Raw genomic sequence first — 18,507 nt, 5'->3', positions numbered from 1 at the left:
GACGATTACCGGACAAGCTGCCTCCTTTTTCTAAAAATATTATCATTGTATTCACCATTAAGCACCCTTTTCAGTGAATTCATTCACCAAAAAGTATTGCTTTTGGTGAATGAATGAAGCTAAGATTCCGAGAATACTCGAAAACAAGATTTCTGCAAAGCTATTTCAAGGGAAAACTATTGTTCTGATCGGGGCAAGGCAGGCCGGGAAAACAACTTTGATTCGCGAGATACTAACTAAAAGATCGGAAGTTTTTGTTTCTAGATGGAGATGACCCTTTGGTTAGACAGCAATTGACCAATTCTTATTTTAATTCCTCCGTTTACTTCAATTCAAAAATCCCAAACCTTATATAGTCTTCTTCTTCATCCGGATTGATCAGTCGGATAAGTAGACGGTTGCCCGGAAGAGCCATTTGAACCTCACCATAGGGAATCCGAATATCACCTGAAACCTGTTTCCCATCTTTGAATAAAATCAATCGGTGATAATCAGGGTCCATAGAAGTATCATAGGATTTAAGCTCGGCCAACTTCTTTTCGAATATACCCAATGAGATATCCCTAAGATATTCCAGTGCTAAGTAACCATTGTCCCAAGCATGGAGAGCGAAGTTTCTGGCTGATAAAATTCTACCTTTAAACTGAGGTAAATTGGGTAAGGACAACTTGGAGCTTTTCAATGCGTCAAATGATTCATGATCAATCTCGATTTGATTCTTCTTTTCCAAAGACCGGGAATCAAAAATGGTAATTTGATCATCAAAACTTGTAGTCACAAATAATTGCTTTCCATCCGGACTTCGGGTATAGATGGCAGAAAGCATATTTTTCATACTAATATCCATTTTGGAAAAAATTGAAACATTCCGAGCCGGAATAAGCACAGTTGATTTCCCTGATTTTAAATTGACTCCTTCAATTAAATTGAGGCTCTCAAAATTTCTTGCAAAAGAAAAAGAAAAAGTATTAGGAATAGTCGTGATCACTACATTCTCCCCTACAGGATTTTTTAGTGTAGCCAGTTTTTTTGGATAATAAATTGTAGATGTATTGAGTGGACTAAACCTTGTCTTCTTGATCAAATTCAATTTGCGATCATAAAGCAAAATTTCGATGGGAGTTTTTCCCCAGATATTCCCATCTTCAGTAAAAGCAAGACCACTCAAAGGAGAAACATGCTCATTTGGACCTTCTCCATAAAGATTTCGAGAGATGATTTTATTCCCTTTGGCATCAAAAAGGCTGATTTCAACACCATCATCCTTACTTTTTGTATAACCCAAATAGATTTGATCCTTTTCGTAATAATCAAGAATACCAACCTCATAGAAGCTGTCAATTTTAAATTCAGAAACTTTTCTAAGGCTTACTTGGGCGAAGGTAGAGGAAACCCATAAAAGCATAAAAAATGATGTATAAATAGATTTACTCATATCTCATTAGGTTTAGGATCAAGATGAAATAGTTCACCTTGATCCGTGATTTTTATTATAAATTATATATTAACCTTATCCCACACCTCCAGATGAACAAGTGCAGGACGCATTTGGGTATTCATCTTGAGGGCAGTAAAAATTCATAGTGTTAAATGAGCAGTCATTGACACTTGTTCCTCTTGGAAGACCTGGAGTACAACGGATTTCACAATTTGAACCGGACCCAATTCCCCCAGTAATCTTCTTCATCTGACTTCTTTCCAAGACTTCGTTGGTGTTGAGTCTAAGCATTTCTAGGCTTAACTTTTTCATATAATAACTTTTTAAATATTGAAAAACGAGATCTGTACCTCAGATCCTTTCAAAGTAAAAATATTTGCCTTGCAACTAAATACCTATACCAATTTTACTAAATTCTAGTAAATATTTACTGAAGAGTATTTGGTATGAATTGTCTTAAACTCCATCCCCTTAGCCGCATTACTAAGTTTTAATAAGCTGCTCCCTTCCCGTGCCGTCTTCGATATTCCCCGGGTTTACTTTTCAAAGGTTAGCTTGCCACACTGTTTGCAGATAACTTGGAGACAATGAAGTCAAGCGTCCCAATTTCATATAGATTGATCTCTCCGATAATAACCACAAATCCTCTTGGAATACACCAGCAGGTTATTTTCCAAAAGGGTTCCTCTCTATAAAATCCAGGGAAATTGAAAATTCTATGATTTACCCTGGTAATATTTTGTCAAGAAAAACCCGAACTTCTTCCGAATTGGCTCTAGGAGCATAGGGATGGATCAGTTTTCCTTCTTGATCAAAAAGAAGATAGCGAGGAATTACATCTACTTTTAGCTTTTCAAGAAACCCCGATTCCTCTAAATTCTTGACAAAAAAGGAACGATTTGGAATAGCGATATGATATTTTTCAACCACATCTTCCCAGTATTTGTGGTTCCTGTCAATGGATAAGTAAATTACTTCAAACTCCCTATTCTTATACTCATCTTGCAAAGCGATAGAAGATGGAAATGATTGGATACAAGGGATGCACCATGCCGCCCAAAAATCAATGTACAGGAATTTTCCTTTTTTTTGGACTAAGAGCTCTTCAAGCGTAGTTGTGGATTTACTTAGCCCTATGAGATCTAGATCCGGCCGCTGATTTCTCAAAGCCTCAAAAGATGTCCAGAGAAATTCAGCTTGTGCCTGATTAGCTAGACGATCTTCATAGCTTGTCAACCAATCCGCTGCTTCTTCAAAAGGAAGATAGGGAAGTGTCTGGTTTAAATAGCTGAATAACATTAGTTTGCCGAAAGGGGAAGAGGAATTGGTAACATAGGGAGAAGTTGTTGAGGGAATGGGATGGTGTAGCATCTCATAGCTTAGAAGGAAATCAGCAAAGTCATGCAGGTAAATAGTTTGAGCGCCATCCTGGGTATCCCATTCCGATCCAAGAAATGATCGAAAAGCTCCCCTTGCATCAAATGCCCCATCTTCCTCCCCAAAATAGTTCAATTTCTTCAGTTCAAAACGGGCTTTTGAAGTGTAAAACTTAGCCGAAATTGCTGAAATGGATTTTTCGGCCCTCAAGGAATCGATCCAAGACAGCTCCAAAGTTAGGCTTTCTACCGCCTCTTTGCGGTATTGCTTGAGCTCCTCCCTTAGCCCCCCTGGAGTAACCGAGGCATAATTCGATTTCCATAATAAGTGAAAGTCCTGAAGTTTTGAGTAGGCAGATTGATAAAGATCTCGATTCCTAAGGAGTTCCAAATTGGTTTCATAAGGGGAGGCCTTTCTATTGACCGTTTCCATCCAAATGTTTTGTTCATTTAGTTTTACTAGTACCGTATCTCCTTTTTGGAATAGGTAACTGTACTGAGTCTGACTATGGTCTCGGTATGCCAGCTCTAAAAAGTCCCTTTTTGTTTTGATTATCCCATAGTGACTAAGGGATTTTCCTGAAAATTCTATTTTCGCAGAAAATAGCTCATCATCAATGTACATAAAAGAGCCTTTACGCTTGGCCAAAAAATCACCTACCATGCTATCTTCAAGCATCAGAACGATTTGATCCTTTTGATCGTCTTGATCATTATCCTGAAGTGTCGAATTACAAGAAAATAGGAATAGTACGCCAAGAACTGTAAAGATCAGTCGGTTAAATTTTGCTGGGTAATTTGTATCAGTCCTTTCCATTTTCCTTAAACTGATCTTCTAGTTTTTTATGTCTTTCTAGACTTTTGAGGATGGCAGAATCTAAAGGAAAAGCTTTAGACAACTTATTGATTTTCCAGAACTCTTGCTCATAGGGAAAGGAGTTTGATGGCAATATTTCATCCCTTTCTATAATTTCACGACTTTTGAGCTTTTTGAAATTTTCGGTTTTTATTTCATCAAACCACAAGGTAGATATATCCATTTGGTGACTGCCCACATTCCGATTGATAAAGCGAAGTACTTTATGGAGCAATTTTTCAGGGTAGTATTTATCCTGAATTTTTCGATATTTCATCAGAAATTGCTCATATAATTCCCTTTCAGGATCCATGTACCTAGTCACTTGAAACTCTACCACTGCATAGTCACTGCTATTGACTTTTATATAAGAAGTCCCTAAAGGAGGATCAGTAGTCCCGTAGGCAATGGTGTAAATGGTATCATTATCCACTAGCTCGTACCCAAGGAATTCTTGGTAAATGGGTAATTCTGCAATGCCAAAAAACTCATTCAAATACCCATTACTATTAAATGGGCTTTCTTCCAAATAACTTTTCCTAATAAAGTTGTCTTCGTATAATCGAATGATTGGGTTGCTTGGCATTTTATTTTTTTCTTCAAAATCGTAGGAATCCTCCTGTGCTTTCAATAGTAAGAGAAAAGTAGAGTCTATTTCCGAAAAATCGTCGCTCTCTCTGTAATGCTCAATTTTAATTTTGGCTCCTTTTACCTCTTTTGAATATCCAACATCCTCCACTATTACCTGAGCTTCTGCCAGATGGGTAAACTCCTCGTAGTTTGTGGATAACTTTCTAAATAAGCCTCTCATTTGATGCCTTTTCTCAGGATAATTCTTTGGGATATTTTGTGCTATTTTTTGAAAGAAGTCTTTGAGGTAATCCTCTTCTGGCTTTACAGTAATTTCATCCAATACGATGGTTTTACTTTGCAATGTGATATTCGTCGGATTATTTTTGAGGCTCTTTATTGCGATTTGCGCTTTGGTATAGCCGATGTGAGATACTACTAGCGTATCATTTTTTAAGCTCTCAGGAAAACGTAGGTTAAAGAATCCTTCGGAATCAGATAGACAGTTGAAATCCGGATAGTTTTTTAGAAAAAGATAGGCATTGGCAACAGGAGAATTTCCATCTCGGATGGTTCCAGAAATATGATTTTGCCCTGCGTTATTCTGAGAAAAGAGTAAAGTGGAAGAAAAAAATGAAATAATAAAAGCAAATACATATTTCATGTCTTATTGCAGAATTTTGTGGTTAAATTGATTCCATGATTACCTCTAGCAAGCGGGCCTTCGGTAGGAGGATAGTAAAGGCTCTTCTTATATATTTAAGATATTTCTTTGGAAGATGCCTGTATAATATTGGATTTCTAAGGACTACTTTCTTGGTGAACTAGGAGCAAGGCCCCTAGTTCAAAATTCTCCCAATTAATAACTATACCAACCTGTGTTGCATCCTTGCATGCTATACCCCGCTGAGGTCACTGCATTCCAATAATTTGCGCCTCCCGAATTATTACATCCGCCGCTTGTCCAGCCATAAGCCCAGCCCGAATAAGCACCTCCAGAAAGTTGATTACAGGATCTAATCATATACATGGTAGCGCAATAGCTCATTCCATACCCCCCAGTAATCTTCTTCATCTGACTTCTTTCCAAGACTTCGTCGGTGCTGAGTCGGAGCATTTCTAGACTTAACTTTTTCATTTGTTTGTTAGTTTTGTTTAAGATTTCCGATCGGTACCTCCGATCGATACTCTCCTAATGTATTTGGTTATCAATAGAATATCTAGTAAGATATTTCTAATTTTCAGTAAATATTTACTGAATAAAATTTGCTCCAATCGTCTAAACCCCATCGCCTCCGCCGCATCACTGAGCTTCAATAGGCTACTTCCTTCCCGAGTCGTCTCCGATATTTCCCGGGTTTACTTTTCAGAGGTTAGCTTGCCATAATGCTTGGCGATTATTCGCAAGCAAGTGGGTCCACAGTCTTTAGAGTCGGGTTGTTTGTAATGGGGGAAAGAAACTCTCAAATTGATTAATTCTTGATTTTTGTTGAAAGAAAGTTGAGGCGTGTGTTATAGATCACCTATTTATTTTCAATCTTCAACCCTACCCTAAAAAGCCTGAAATAATCTCTCTCCACTTCCTCATCAGGTTTTTCCATCATCCAGAGTTGTCCATCTCGCAAAAGCATACTGCTAGGTGATAGGTTATCAGGAACAAAATCATTAATCACATTTCCTAAAGAGTCAACTATTGCAATTCTCGAAGGATACTTTTCCCGCATACTTATCTGAAAGTATTCAGTTTCTTCCTGCGTTTTGTTTTCGAAGTTTATTGAAATATCCTTTTCGGCGTAGCCAGGAAAATATCCAATCAACAACAGGCTCCCAATTTTCTTGATGTTTTCGATCTTCCCAGATACAAAGCACATTCCCAATACGCGGATGTCACTCGGGTTCTCCGAGCCATTATATCCCATGTAATTGGGCAAATTCAACGAGATACTATCCACCAAGGCATGAGGAGGGAAAGTTTCATACACATAGATGACAGGCTCGATTCCAAACGCGGTATAGATTTTCGATCGGTGAACAGTGAATACAGGGAACCAACAGGGAAAAAAATAATGGTTCCCGTTTAGGAACCGGCTGCCCTCTGGAAATCCTATCATGGGCTTACGGGTACCCTTCAGAGGGTCAAGCAATGTTAGCAGTTTGAAGGCTCGATACTCATTCAAGTCTTGCGGAGATGGACCCTGATTAATAAACAGATATTTCTGGCCTAGCCTTTCCATATTATATCCCATACTTCGTCTACTTTGGCTAGGGACATGAAAGTCATCGTATTTGACCAGTGACTTAAGCATACCTTCCATGTCGAAGGTGAGAAATCCACGGTATCCATATACCAAAAAACGATTGGTATCAGTAAAATTCAAGGTCCCCATCAGACCTCCATAGGAATCCGGTTTATCCCCAAACTTTGAAAACGATTGGAGAATGTTTCCTTCGAAGTCTGCAATGTGGATATCTTCAGAATTTTCCTTGTGATCCATAAAAATGATCCTCTTGTTGACAGGATCGATGTCGTGGACAGTTGGAGTTCCCAGATAGTCGATGCGGATGCTATCGAGTTTTTCGAATACTATTTTCTCATTGGAACGAGTACCAGCTTTTGTCAGTTCTTTTTGCTCACCGGATCGGCATGCTGGGGCTAGAATCAGAAAAAAGGTGACTATTCGCGACGGATAGATATATTTGGTCAAAGGTTGTTTAACTGGATATCTCATTTTATTATATCTAAATGAAGAAACCAAAAGGGAGTAGCGCCCCCCTTTGAACCGAGTTTCAACAGTAACTTGCTGAGCCACCTCTACTTGCACAGCTTTGGCAACACCAATATCCGCCTGGATGTAGCATATTCAACATTTGCGCTGCTCCCTTTGAAATATTACAAACTGGATAACCAGTTCGATCTACCCAACCACATGTCCCCGGCGCGATCAAAATCCCCTGTCCATACCCCCCAGTAATCTTCTTCATCTGAATCGTTCCAAGACTTCGTCCGTGCTGAGTCTGAGCATTTCTAAACTTAACTTCTTCATTTTACTTGTTCGTTTTGTTTAAGAATCTTGACCGGCACTTTCGATCATTAGATTTCAAATTATTTACTTATTTAGCCAATACCTAGTAAGATATTTCTAATTTCAAGTAAGTATTTACTGAATAAAATCTGCCCCAATAGTTTTAAACCCCATTGCCTCCGCCGCATCACTGAGCTTCAATTGACTAATTTTTCAGGGGTCCTTTTTTTGAGAGTTGAGGCTTTCAATAACCTCAAGGGTCTTGGATGGAATAAGCTCTGTTGGATATTTTGGATTCTATCGCGCAGAAAACATCCAAGATCCTCAAAAAGGATTACTGAACATCAGAAAACCTGGTTCATCGTCAAATGAAACTGCCAAGTAAAAAGTCGAATCCCGAAGGAACATTTTCTGGGGTTTGGTTTTTATTCTTTCCAATTGGACCTCCTGAGTCAAGGTTAAGTTCATATCATATTCAAACAAGTAAGTGTCATAAGAAACACCATCTGACGCCAATCGATAGCCGAGTCGATAGAGCATTTGTTTCTGTTCATCCACTACCGGTCTGAGGAAGTTCATCTGCTTTTCTAGCTCTTTCTTAAATTCCTTTTCCGCTGTTTCATTTTGGGCTCTGAATATTTCCTCTACTGGAACCAAGTCATCAAAAAACTTTGAGCTATTTGGTTTGGTGCTAACCGTGTCCCCGTTGCTTAGGTATGCGTGCATATTGGGCATTCCTCTATGCACGATAAGAATTCCATCAGGAAAATCATTAATTTCAAAAGGAGGGGAGGAAAAGAACGTCCAGGAATTAAACATTGTAATGACTGACCAGTTTTTACGTAAATCGAGAAATGGGATTTCCCAGATTAAATTTTCAAGCCAAAAACGTTCTCGGACGACAGTAGAAATTATTAAGTAATTCCATATTTAGGAATCAACAAGATTATAAATTAGACCTATATGAAAATCTTTTTCTAGTTCATTTTGAAGAAGGAAAAGAAATTTATTTTCTCCCAAATAGATTAACCTTTTATAAAAGGAGTCTGATCCGTTCAAAGGAAGATCTACCTGAAAACCAGTTCGAGAGGCTAAATCGAAATAGAATCCTTGAAATTTACTTATAAAAGAATCATTTGCATTATTCCTTCCTGAGCTTTGATTATCTAGTTTTTTAATTGAATAGGTCAAAAATAAACTGTTGGAATCCAAATTGATAAAATGACCTATAAAGCTACTTTCAGCTGACATCTGATTAAATAACCTGAAGTTTTCTTTTGTGACTTTTTCTTCCTGTAATCCTTTTTGGGATTTAAATCCTGGAAGATCTAATTCTATCTTTTCAATTTGATCTGGAGTCTTCAAGTCATATTTGAATAAGTCCTTTCCAATTTCGGGTATTTGAATTATTGAACGATCTATTATTATAAGCTTAGACTTATAATTATTAAAAGTTAAGTCACTAAAAAAAGTAGAATTTTTGTCAACAAGCCCAACTTGAGATCGCTCATAAGAATTAATTTTTAAAGAAAAATCATATTTAATCCAAATAGGAATGGTATCTAAAATTGCGATTCTATCTATTTGTCTGGCTAGATTCCCAATATGGATATTTGGAATAATAAATGAACCATCACTGAAAAGAAAAAGCTCTGAATCTGGAATTCCTCCAAAGGAAGATACAAAAGGGTCATTGTAGGCAGTAACTGAGATAAAATCGCCATTTAAGGAGAAAAAGTATAAATTTTGATGATCAAGAAAAAAAACCTTATTCTCGTGAATTCCTGCAAAAGGGAGAATTCCAGAATATTCTTTAGGTCCTTCCCCTCTAGCGCTGAAACTAGAAAAAATCTGACCATCCGATTTTAAAACATAAAAAAGTTCGTCTATATAACTGTACGCGAGTAGATATCCATCACTTGAGACTTTGGATACGAAGCCAAATTCATAAGGAATTTCAATCCTAACAGAATCTATTAACTCTAATTTTTTAGTACTTTTATAGATTTCGGTTTTATATTCAGAACACGAAAAAAATAAACAAACTAGAAATAACAATTGGTATATTTTCATTTGATTGAGATAAAAAGAAGGGGATGGATAGAAATCCAGCCCCAACGCATTTTTTATATCCCTGCTAAAGTAGAACCACAATTAGATTGTTGTGAACTGCTACCATAACTAGCTGCACAACACCTATTACCTCCTTGGTTTACTAGATCTGGGGTACAGGTAGCAGAAGTACTTTCACCTGATGATGTTGTACAATCACAAATGATCATCACGGGATCAATGCCACCAACAATTGTCCTCATCTGACCTCTACCCAAAATTTCATTGGTGCTGAGTCGGAGCATTTCTAAACTTAATTTTTTCATTTGTTTGTTAGTTTTGTTTAAGATTTCCGATCGGTACCTCCGATCGATACTTTCCTAAAAGTATTTGGTTATCAAAAGAATACCTAGTAAGATATTTCTAATTTTTAGTAAGTTTTTACTGAATTAGATATTCTTGATTACCCTTAGATGGATCACTCCGCTGTAGGCTAAAAACCGTATCTCTTCATCCAATAAATCCATAACCTGATCTTTGCTTACTAGCTGAAAAAAAGAACATACCTTTTCGGATAAACCAGTCATTTGAATAAAGCTGTCCTCTGAAAGGACTGATAAAAGATAGGAGGCAATGGGGCCTACTAGGTATTCTATTATTTCTGTATGGTGCTGATCCCAAAGTAATACCGTTTGATAGAAATGCGCAGGAAGCAGTAGGTTTTCCTCTATTGAATTCATTTTGATTTGGGTAAACAAAAGAGAGTTTTGAGACCAGTCCCATTCTGAAAGGATGGTTTTGCAATTAGGAGTCAATTTTAGCTCGGCCTTTTCTTTCCAGTTTTGACCCTTCAAAGCTTCATTGGCCAATTGAATGGCAGAAAATGCTTCTCCCTCTTCGAGTTTGTCTTGAAGGAGGGATCTGATTAGTCTAAGTTTTTCTTCTTCAAACTCATAAACATCGTTTAGTATTCTTTTCCAAGGGGTGGTATTGGAGATGCTTTCCAGATAGTCTTTAAATCCCCGAATTGTGAATTTATTTCTATCCCAGGCAATATCCTCTTTTTCACAAATGGCTTTTAGCATTCGCTTAGTTCTATAAAATTGTTCCTTTTCAGATTTTGCTAAATAGTCCTTTGAATAGGATAAAATTTCATCATAGGTATATTTTGTATTTATAATATGAGTTTTTCCTGACTGTAATTTTTGGCCTGATTGAAAGAGATCAGAAATTTTCCGATAATAGTCTGAAAAATCAAGCCTTAACCGATAGGCTAATTGATCACAAACCCAACCGTTTTTCTTGTAATCTCCTAGGGTATGGATATAAGCGGATTTGGTGGGTAAGTGATGAAAATTTCCAAATGCCTCCTTGTAGGAGGGATCGTAAACAGGGTCTAAAAGGTAGTTTACCTCAATCCCTTGATCAGTACTCATGCAATGGAACATATACTGCTCTACTACCTGGTTGAAATTCCCAATCTGCATTGGGTTTAAGGATTTAATCTGATGTTGGTTAGCAGCTACAAATTGCTTGACCACCCGAAAATAGTCTTTAAAAAATGCATAATTTTTACCTCCAAATATCCCGGCATTGCTGGCTTGGATTTCCTTTCCCTTGTTGATCAGTTCTGTAATCGGCCTCGGGACAGATGGAAAAGTATCAGCGACAAGCCCGACCAACTCTTTGTAATAATCAAAATCCTGCTCGATGTTCTGGGCAATCAGAGGAGCGGAGAGTAGTTCATCAGGAAAAGGTTCATAAACATATACATCTCCATCCACATTTAGGAAAGGTTCCTCATGAAGGGTATAGGAATATATTTTTTTCATCACCCATAAGCCCGGAATTTCAACCAAGTTCAATTTATCCAGTTCGACTCTCACATTTTTATAAGGCAATTTCAACTGGTCTATCAGCAACTCTTTTCCTTTCCTATCGGTGATCAATTCTATGTCCTCATAAAATTGGTGAAGCTGTAGGCAACTCAGTGCCCAACTCATCAAATGATAGGGAGCACTGCACCATCCAAAACTATCCTTCAAGGGATTCTTCCCTTCATCAACCCAAAATGTGTGAACAATCTTCATCTAATAAGTTGCGATTGACCTAAACTTGAAAAATAATCGCTCGGCTACGCTCAATTCTTCCGTGATGATTTCTGCGTTTCCCAATAGTTCTTGATTAAAAGGGATTTCCCTATTGAAAGAAGTCATGGTTCCTTCGGGTAAAGTGGCATAGACGAGGTAGTTGAACTCTTCATCCGGAGACACCGATATGCTGGAAATCCTCCCGATCAATGCCCCATATTCCTGAAATGGATAATTATCCAATTTGATCAATACCTTTTGGCCCACATTTACTTTTCCTGCATTTTGGGCAGGAATCTTCATAGCACCCAGTAGTTCCGCTTTGTTTTCAGGTAATACCGTAAAGATCAATTCACCCGTATTGACTTGTTGATTGATTCCCCAGACTTTCTGAAAGCTGACTACTCCATTAATGGAGGATTTCATCAGATACGAATACTCCCAATCTCGCAAACTCCGCTTTAAACCTTGGTAAGCCTGGATCAAAGCTTTCAAAGAGCGAGCTTCTTCCTCTTCCCGATTGATATGGGTAGTTTGTACAGTCTGCTGAGCAGTATTCAATGCCTCTTGTAATTGAGAAATGGATATGGCCATTTGATTGACTTGTTCTTCCATCTGCAAATATTCCATTTCTTTGAACTCATAATCCTTGTCTGCAATGACCCCTTGCTCGTGAAGCTTTTTATTTCGTTCGAAATCGGTTTTGGCTAAAGAAAGTCTTCGGTCAAGCAATCTCTTTTGATTTTGTTGGCTTATGATTCTTTTTTTGATTTCCTCAATGGACGCCTTAGTACCTTCCATCTTCTGGGCAAAGGGCCGGAGCTCTCTAATCAAGCGATACTCCATATAGCTTCTTTCGAATTCCAAAAATGGTAATGCTATTTCCCCCAATACCAACTCAGAAATGGTGTCCACAGGAAACAAAAAGTCATTTTCCTTTACAAAGGGTTCTTTTTCCAGGTTAGATTTCAAAAACAATACATCTTCCAACTTAGCCGTACTCTTGATGCCTGCCAAAGGCTGCCCGATTTTTACCTGATCTCCATTGTTGACAAATAAGCGCTCTATTTGTCCGGTAAAACGGGCAGCTATTCGTTCTGTAGGGTCAGCAGTGGTTACCAATACTTTGGCTTCCACAAAATCAGGATATCGAATCAAAAAGGATAATCCGATCAAAAGAGAAAGGAGGATGAATATCAACGTAATGCCCCATCGGATCAACCAAGCCGGAGGTCGGGAAATAATCTCCTGAACCTCTTCGGATCGAAGGTGAAGGTTATCGCTTTGACTCGTAACAGGCATGGTCAGTTTGAATTAATTTTTTCCAGTTCGAGTTGGTTTTTTACCAGATCATAATAGATGCCCTTGGCGCGAACCAATTCTACATGAGGCCCCTGTTCGACGATTTTTCCCTGATCAATTACAATAATCTGATCGGCATTGCGAACCGTACTCAATCGGTGGGCAATGATAAAAACCGTTTTGCCCTGCATAAACTTTTGGAGATTTTCCATGACCTCGCGTTCATTTTTTGCGTCCAAAGCCGAGGTAGCTTCGTCAAAAAAGAGCATGGGCGGATTTTTGTAAATAGCCCGGGCTATAAAGAGACGTTGCTTCTGTCCGGTACTCATTCCCACTCCTTCATTGCCAATTTTGGTATTGAACCCAAGCGGTAAAGACTGAATAAAGTCGAGAATATTGGCGATACGAGCAGCTTCAAGCAACTTTTCTTGATCTATGAAATCTTGACCCACCGCGATATTTGCTGCAATGGTATCGTTGAAGACATAGCCTTCCTGCATGACCACGCCACACTGATCCCGCCAACTTTTTGGGCTGACAGTTTTAAGATCGTGGGGTCCATAGCGGATTTCTCCGGAGCTAGGCTCATAGAATTTAAGCAATAGCTTCATTAAAGTGGTCTTGCCGCTACCGCTTGCACCCACGATGGCCGTGACTTTTTTAGGTTGGATATGCAGATTAATCCCTGTCAATACAGCCTCCTCAGCACCTACATAGCGAAAGGACAAGTTCTTGACTTCCATGGCTTCACCCGATTGGATAGTTCTGACCAATTGGAAATCTGAGTTTTCCTCGTCTTCCTTGTCATGGATTTCGTTGAGTCGGTCGAGGCTGATGCTAGCATCTTGGAATGATCGGACAAACCCTACCAATTCACTGATGGGGCTATTCAACTGACCGATGATGTATTGGAGGGCCAGCATCATGCCCAAAGTCAGGTTTCCTTCGATCACGAGTACGGCAGAAGTAAAAGTGATCAGGATATTTTTAAGCTCGTTAATCACGGATGAGCCTACCTGTTGCGTCTGCTCGAGTGATAAGGACTGAATGGATACCTGAAACAATCTGGCCTGTACAAATTCCCAAGTCCAGCGTTTTTGCTTCTCGGCATTGTGCATTTTAATTTCCTGCATGCCATTGATCAGCTCGATCACAGTGCTTTGTTCCTGACTCAACTGGGCAAATCGCTTGTAATCAAGTTCTCTCCTGCGCTTCATAAAAAACAGTACCCATGCAAGGTACAGCACACTTCCTCCAAGAAAGATTAAAAAAATCGTCAGACTGTAATAGACCAGAACAACTCCGAAAACAATCAGATTGAAGAAAGAAAACAAGGTATTGAGTGTGGTGCCTGTCAGGAGGCTCTCAATCCTGCGGTGATCACCTATTCGCTGCATGATATCTCCGGTCATCCGGGTATCAAAATAGGAAATAGGCAGATTCATCAGCTTGATGAAAAAGTCAGAAACCAAAGAAATATTAATCCGAGTAGTCAAGTGCAGCAAAATCCAACTTCGAAGTACTTCCACACTCATTCTGCCTAAAAACAGCATAATCTGCGCAAAGAGAACCAGGTAAATAAAATTGACATCCTGGTTTTGGATTCCCACATCCACGATGCTTTGTGTCAGGAAAGGAAATATCAGCTGCAACAAACTGCCTACCAGCAGCCCAATAGCCAACTGGGCAATTAGATTTTTATACTGGAATAGGTAGCTGAAGAGAAAACCAAGCGAACGCTTTTCTTTTTCCTGCCATTTCATTTTTCGGAAGGCGGGGGTGGGTTCCAGTAGGAGCGTAATTCCTTCTTGGGTATGCTCATTGGCATTATTACCGATCCATCGGGGGATAAATTCTTCCTTGGAATAGGAGATCAATCCGTACGCAGGATCAGAGATAAAGACCCTGTCTTTTTTAATTCGATACACCACCACAAAGTGCTGCTTGTCCCAATGGACAATTAAGGGCAGAGGGGCTTGTTTGAGTTTTTCGAAGCTTAACTTGGCACCTATGGTCTTAAACCCCATTGCCTCCGCGGCATCACTGAGCTTCAATAAGCTACTTCCTTCCCGTGTCGTCTCCGATATTTCCCGGATTTCCTTCAGGGAGATCAGCTTGCCATAGTGCTTCGCTATGATTCGTAAGCAAGTGGGCCCACAGTCTTTGGAGTCGGGTTGCTTGTAATGGGGGAAATTAGTTTTCAAATCAATCGTAAGTATATTTTAATCGGATGATTTGACCAGTTCATAAATGCCAAAGCGAATAAAATCCTCTTCAATATCAGGGTCAATCAACTGAAATAGAAGTCTATTGTCTGGCAAGGCAGTCATTAATTTACCATTGACCGGAAGTTTGATGTCACCTGATACTTGGGTATTCCCTTCAAATAATATCAACCTGTGATAGTTTGGATCTTGAAAATGATGGTAGGTAGGATCCTCGGCGATCTTCTGTTCATAAGTGCCGTAGGGGATTTCCTGAATATACTCTAGAATTATCAGTTCATTGTCCAACTTAAATATATTATGGTTTTTTGCGCCAAGTGTAATATTTTCTCTTGAAGGAAGATTGCTTATGTCTAAGTTGGTTCCTTTTAAAAAATCAAAGGCTCCATGCTTAATTTTAATGTTTTTTATTTCTGTACCATTATTTAAATCAAAAACAGTTATTTCGCTATCGAATGAAGAAGTCAAATAAAGTTGCGGCGATTCATTTTTATCAACTGTATAAATTGGAAAATAAACGTCAGACATGTTTTCGTTAAGCTTTTGACCGATTTCTCTTTTGATAATCGGTGCTAAAGAATAATTTGATTTAGAGTGACTATCATATAGGTTTACTAAATATTTATTTTTGAATTGCCTGAAGCCGAGAAAATTATGAACCCCTGAGGGATTTAAAAAGAAATGGAAATTAGATGGGTTGTTGTTTTTATAAAAATATTGAAAGGGATATGTTCGATTTGCTATATAAACTTGAGTATTGGGTTCAAATTTTATTCTTTCCTTCAATTTTAAATTTTGATCATATAGTAGAAGTTCAAAAGTGGTAAGAACCCAAATATCTCCACCCCTTGAAAACCCTAAACTATTCATTGATGTGGTAAACTTTTCAGGGCCATCGCCTTGAAGATTTTTACTTAATATTATCTCTCCCTTTCCATTAATAAGGGCAATCTCGGTTCCTTTTGACAATTTGTTAATATATGCCAGATAAAGATTTTTTGAATCGAAATAATCAACTATACCGACTTTGTATAAAGAATTAATTTGAAACTCTTTTATCTTATTGAATTGGAACTGAGAATAACCGAAGATTGGAATTATAATTGTAATTATAAGAAAGTAAAGGGATTTTATCATCTTTTTGGAATTGGTAAGTTTTGAACATTTTGGAATATAGAACGTTTGTTCGTTTTAGTTTACACTGATTTTTAACGATATGTAAATTATATAAGTAGGATTATTGGTTTATCTAAAATTCTATAGAAAGAATATTTAAAGCCGAATGACAGCCTCAAGCTACCATTCGGCTATATTTTAAATCAATTGCAATTACATGTGGCTTCAGATCCTTCTAAACAATAAAATGAAACTGTTGAAGAACCACAAAATGGCACTTGCATGGATCTCTGCCAGTCGTTACTACAACGCAACCAACATGTCCCAGATCCCCCATACCCCCCAGTAATCTTCTTCATCTGACTTCTTTCCAAGACATCCTCGGTGCTGAGTCTGAGCATTTCTAAACTTAACTTCTTCATGATTTTACAATTTAAATGGTTATTGAATAATTTTGACTAAATGAGCTAATCCTCCAGCTATTTGAGTCACCGGAGACTGTGACTATTCATCGCGATTGAATATTTTTACTGCTTTTGCAGCCTTTTTTAGTTTAAGACATATTTTAAATCTTCCACCGCATAGGTGGATGGCAATTCATAGCCATTGATGAAAATCGTGGGCGTATGGCTAATCTTTTCCATTTCAGACCAGTCCAGCATGGCTTGGATGTTGGATTCTTGTTTTTCCAGTTCTCCATTGAGTGGATACTTTGCCGCAAAGGCTTCATAATCTTTATTTTCCTGACTATACCAGTCATCCAAGGCTTGGCGGGTCTGCTCCAAATTACCATTTGAAGCAATCCCCAAAAGGTGTCGGATGGTCTTAAGTCTGACCTTATCTCCTCCTCCTGGGACAAATACGATCTGCAAATCAATATTCCCTGCTTCATAGAGCTGCTCCAGGAGTGGATGCGTACGGGCACAGGGACCACAGTAAGGGTTGCAGACTTTTAAGACATGATGTTTTGAGTTTGTACCTTTCAAGAATATCCCCATTCCTTCGGGATTGGAAGTGATCTGTTTGGAGCTGCTTAGGAAATAGTCGAATAACTCCTTGTTGGACAGAACCTTGGCCAATTTGCTTTTGGTCGTGTATAGCTCCTTTTGAGCGATCAAGTAAGGCTTTAGGCTGATCCAAGCAAGGACAGAAGCCAAGAAAATGAATGAAAATATGGGCAGTTCCCCTAATTTTGGCCACGCCAAGTCAGGTAAAAGAAAATGACTTACGGCTAATTCCACTACTAAAATCCCGGAAATCCAAAGACAGAGACGGCACCATTTTTTTAGTTTGACTCCCTGATAATACAGCGAAAAAGGGATAATCGCCAAACTGAAATAGCTGAGCAAAGCCAATAACCCAAGTGCGGAGGAAGAAAATGAACTAACTAGGAGTAGGGTAGTACTTGCAGCAAAATAGGAAAAGGCCACATTCCCCAAACTGATCAATCCGCCTATAGAAAAGGAATCAATCACGGAATTACAATCCACACTTTCACCTCCTCTGCAAAATTGAGTAATTGCAACGTTATTTTTATCCACTTCTGACCACAGTAAAATTGCCGATATACCCAAGCCAGCAAGCTTTAAAATAAATAGAGAAATCGCTCCAAAAGAAAAAGAAGTGTTATAGTCCAACCCTATCAAATCTCCAATGATCCAAGCCAAACCAACTGCACCAGTAAGAATTAGTAAAGACTGATAGATCAATTGCTCCTTTCGTCGCTTGGTATATCCAGGTTCTCCCGAGTGTTCCCCTTTTTCCACCACTAAGGTTGCTCCAGTCCATTGGGTCACAAACTCTTTTCTGCTTACCTTGATCAGCTTTCCTTTTTCGTCCAAGTATTCCACCCAATCCTCAGTGACCTGCGACAGGCAAGTGAAATAAGGATAAGGATTTTGGCTAATCTGAACCACACAAGGCAATGGCAGTTGATCCAATTTATCTTCCCCAAGTTGAAGCGCAAGGCTTTCCACTTTATACTCAGCCAAGGTATCCGAGATAGCCAACAGAGAATCCGGCTCTGGATGGGTGAGCAACTTTTCTTTCAAAAATGGCTCGGAATAAGGGAGTTTGATCCAGTCAAACAATCGCTTCGTACAAATCAGACTATTTTCCATAAGCAAAACCTAAAAAATCTTAATTTTTCTTTTACTTTATATTCTTAGTGCTAATTTGGAGTGTCTTTAGGTCAATACCTAGTAAGATATTTCTAATTTTTAGTAAATTTTTACTTGTTTTTAGTATGAAATTAGGATCTCGACTAAAAAAAATCCGGGAAGAAAAAAAGCTTTCCCAGCATGAAGTTGCTCATCTTTTGGAAGTGTCTCAAAAAACCCTTTCCAATATCGAAACTGGAAAAACAGTCCCCAATATTCTTCAGATCGCCAAACTTGGGGCGATTTATGAATTGGACATGATTGAGTTTTTGGAAAAATCAGGCATTTTTTTTGCCCCCC

General features: G+C 38.5%; 16 protein-coding genes (1 of these 16 running past the window's edge). 1 reads left to right on the top strand and 15 read right to left on the bottom strand.

Annotated features, from left to right (window positions below):
- Positions 1 to 322: 322 nt before the first annotated feature.
- The 15 genes from CDH51_RS06645 to CDH51_RS06565 form a co-directional block, all read right to left on the bottom strand.
- Positions 323 to 1,435 carry a hypothetical protein gene (locus CDH51_RS06645; protein ID WP_133389376.1) on the bottom strand — a complete coding sequence of 371 codons (1,113 nt, stop codon included), beginning with the start codon at positions 1,433 to 1,435 and terminating at the stop codon, positions 323 to 325.
- A 75-nt stretch (positions 1,436 to 1,510) separates the two neighbouring features.
- Positions 1,511 to 1,750 (bottom strand): hypothetical protein, encoded by a 240-nt coding sequence (locus CDH51_RS06640; protein WP_100627939.1) that lies wholly within the window; start codon positions 1,748 to 1,750, stop codon positions 1,511 to 1,513.
- 411 nt (positions 1,751 to 2,161) lie between these two features.
- A complete protein-coding gene (locus CDH51_RS06635) occupies positions 2,162 to 3,631 on the bottom strand; it encodes a TlpA family protein disulfide reductase (RefSeq protein ID WP_100627938.1) in 1,470 nt (489 codons plus the stop codon).
- Positions 3,618 to 4,904, bottom strand: coding sequence for a carboxypeptidase-like regulatory domain-containing protein (locus CDH51_RS06630; protein WP_100627937.1), 1,287 nt, complete (start codon positions 4,902 to 4,904; stop codon positions 3,618 to 3,620). Before CDH51_RS06630 ends, CDH51_RS06635 begins: the two co-directional genes overlap by 14 nt.
- Positions 4,905 to 5,099: 195 nt before the next feature.
- Positions 5,100 to 5,378, bottom strand: a complete 279-nt coding sequence (locus CDH51_RS06625; protein WP_100627936.1) for a hypothetical protein — start codon at positions 5,376 to 5,378, stop codon at positions 5,100 to 5,102.
- Positions 5,379 to 5,599: 221 nt separating this feature from the next.
- Positions 5,600 to 5,707: a cysteine peptidase family C39 domain-containing protein gene (locus CDH51_RS20415; RefSeq protein ID WP_198514280.1), complete on the bottom strand. Its 108-nt coding sequence runs from the start codon at positions 5,705 to 5,707 to the stop codon at positions 5,600 to 5,602.
- A gap of 56 nt (positions 5,708 to 5,763) precedes the next feature.
- Positions 5,764 to 6,969: a hypothetical protein gene (locus CDH51_RS06615; RefSeq protein WP_100627935.1), complete on the bottom strand. Its 1,206-nt coding sequence runs from the start codon at positions 6,967 to 6,969 to the stop codon at positions 5,764 to 5,766.
- A 58-nt stretch (positions 6,970 to 7,027) separates the two neighbouring features.
- A complete protein-coding gene (locus CDH51_RS06610; protein WP_100627934.1) occupies positions 7,028 to 7,222 on the bottom strand; it encodes an rSAM-modified peptide in 195 nt (64 codons plus the stop codon).
- Between the two features lie 365 nt (positions 7,223 to 7,587).
- The gene (locus CDH51_RS06605; protein ID WP_100627933.1) at positions 7,588 to 8,082 is read right to left on the bottom strand and encodes a hypothetical protein; all 495 of its coding nucleotides are present in this window, start codon (positions 8,080 to 8,082) and stop codon (positions 7,588 to 7,590) included.
- Positions 8,083 to 8,193: 111 nt separating this feature from the next.
- Positions 8,194 to 9,336: a hypothetical protein gene (locus CDH51_RS06600; protein WP_157807055.1), complete on the bottom strand. Its 1,143-nt coding sequence runs from the start codon at positions 9,334 to 9,336 to the stop codon at positions 8,194 to 8,196.
- Between the two features lie 428 nt (positions 9,337 to 9,764).
- Positions 9,765 to 11,405 carry a DUF6734 family protein gene (locus CDH51_RS06590; RefSeq protein ID WP_100627930.1) on the bottom strand — a complete coding sequence of 547 codons (1,641 nt, stop codon included), beginning with the start codon at positions 11,403 to 11,405 and terminating at the stop codon, positions 9,765 to 9,767.
- Entirely contained in the window at positions 11,406 to 12,707 is a 1,302-nt protein-coding gene (locus CDH51_RS06585; protein ID WP_100627929.1) for an HlyD family secretion protein, read from the bottom strand. It lies immediately after the preceding gene.
- A gap of 2 nt (positions 12,708 to 12,709) precedes the next feature.
- Complete coding sequence (locus tag CDH51_RS06580) at positions 12,710 to 14,917, bottom strand: peptidase domain-containing ABC transporter (RefSeq protein WP_198514312.1); 2,208 nt, start codon at positions 14,915 to 14,917, stop codon at positions 12,710 to 12,712.
- Positions 14,918 to 14,929: 12 nt separating this feature from the next.
- Positions 14,930 to 16,069: a hypothetical protein gene (locus CDH51_RS06575; protein WP_100627927.1), complete on the bottom strand. Its 1,140-nt coding sequence runs from the start codon at positions 16,067 to 16,069 to the stop codon at positions 14,930 to 14,932.
- 527 nt (positions 16,070 to 16,596) lie between these two features.
- Positions 16,597 to 18,168: a cysteine peptidase family C39 domain-containing protein gene (locus tag CDH51_RS06565; RefSeq protein WP_100627925.1), complete on the bottom strand. Its 1,572-nt coding sequence runs from the start codon at positions 18,166 to 18,168 to the stop codon at positions 16,597 to 16,599.
- Between the two features lie 125 nt (positions 18,169 to 18,293).
- On the opposite strand from CDH51_RS06565, the gene CDH51_RS20410 reads away from it, so the two are divergent.
- On the top strand, positions 18,294 to 18,507 hold the 5' portion of the coding sequence (locus CDH51_RS20410; protein ID WP_100627924.1) for a helix-turn-helix domain-containing protein. The gene runs 137 nt beyond the window's last position; 214 of the gene's 351 nt are visible here — the first part of the coding sequence; its start codon is at positions 18,294 to 18,296; its stop codon lies beyond the right edge, outside the window.

The organism is Algoriphagus formosus, from assembly GCF_002807035.1.
Taxonomy (GTDB): domain Bacteria; phylum Bacteroidota; class Bacteroidia; order Cytophagales; family Cyclobacteriaceae; genus Algoriphagus; species Algoriphagus formosus.
The sequence above is the reverse complement of the archived record's forward strand: the minus strand, read 5'-3'. Positions and strand labels throughout refer to the sequence as shown.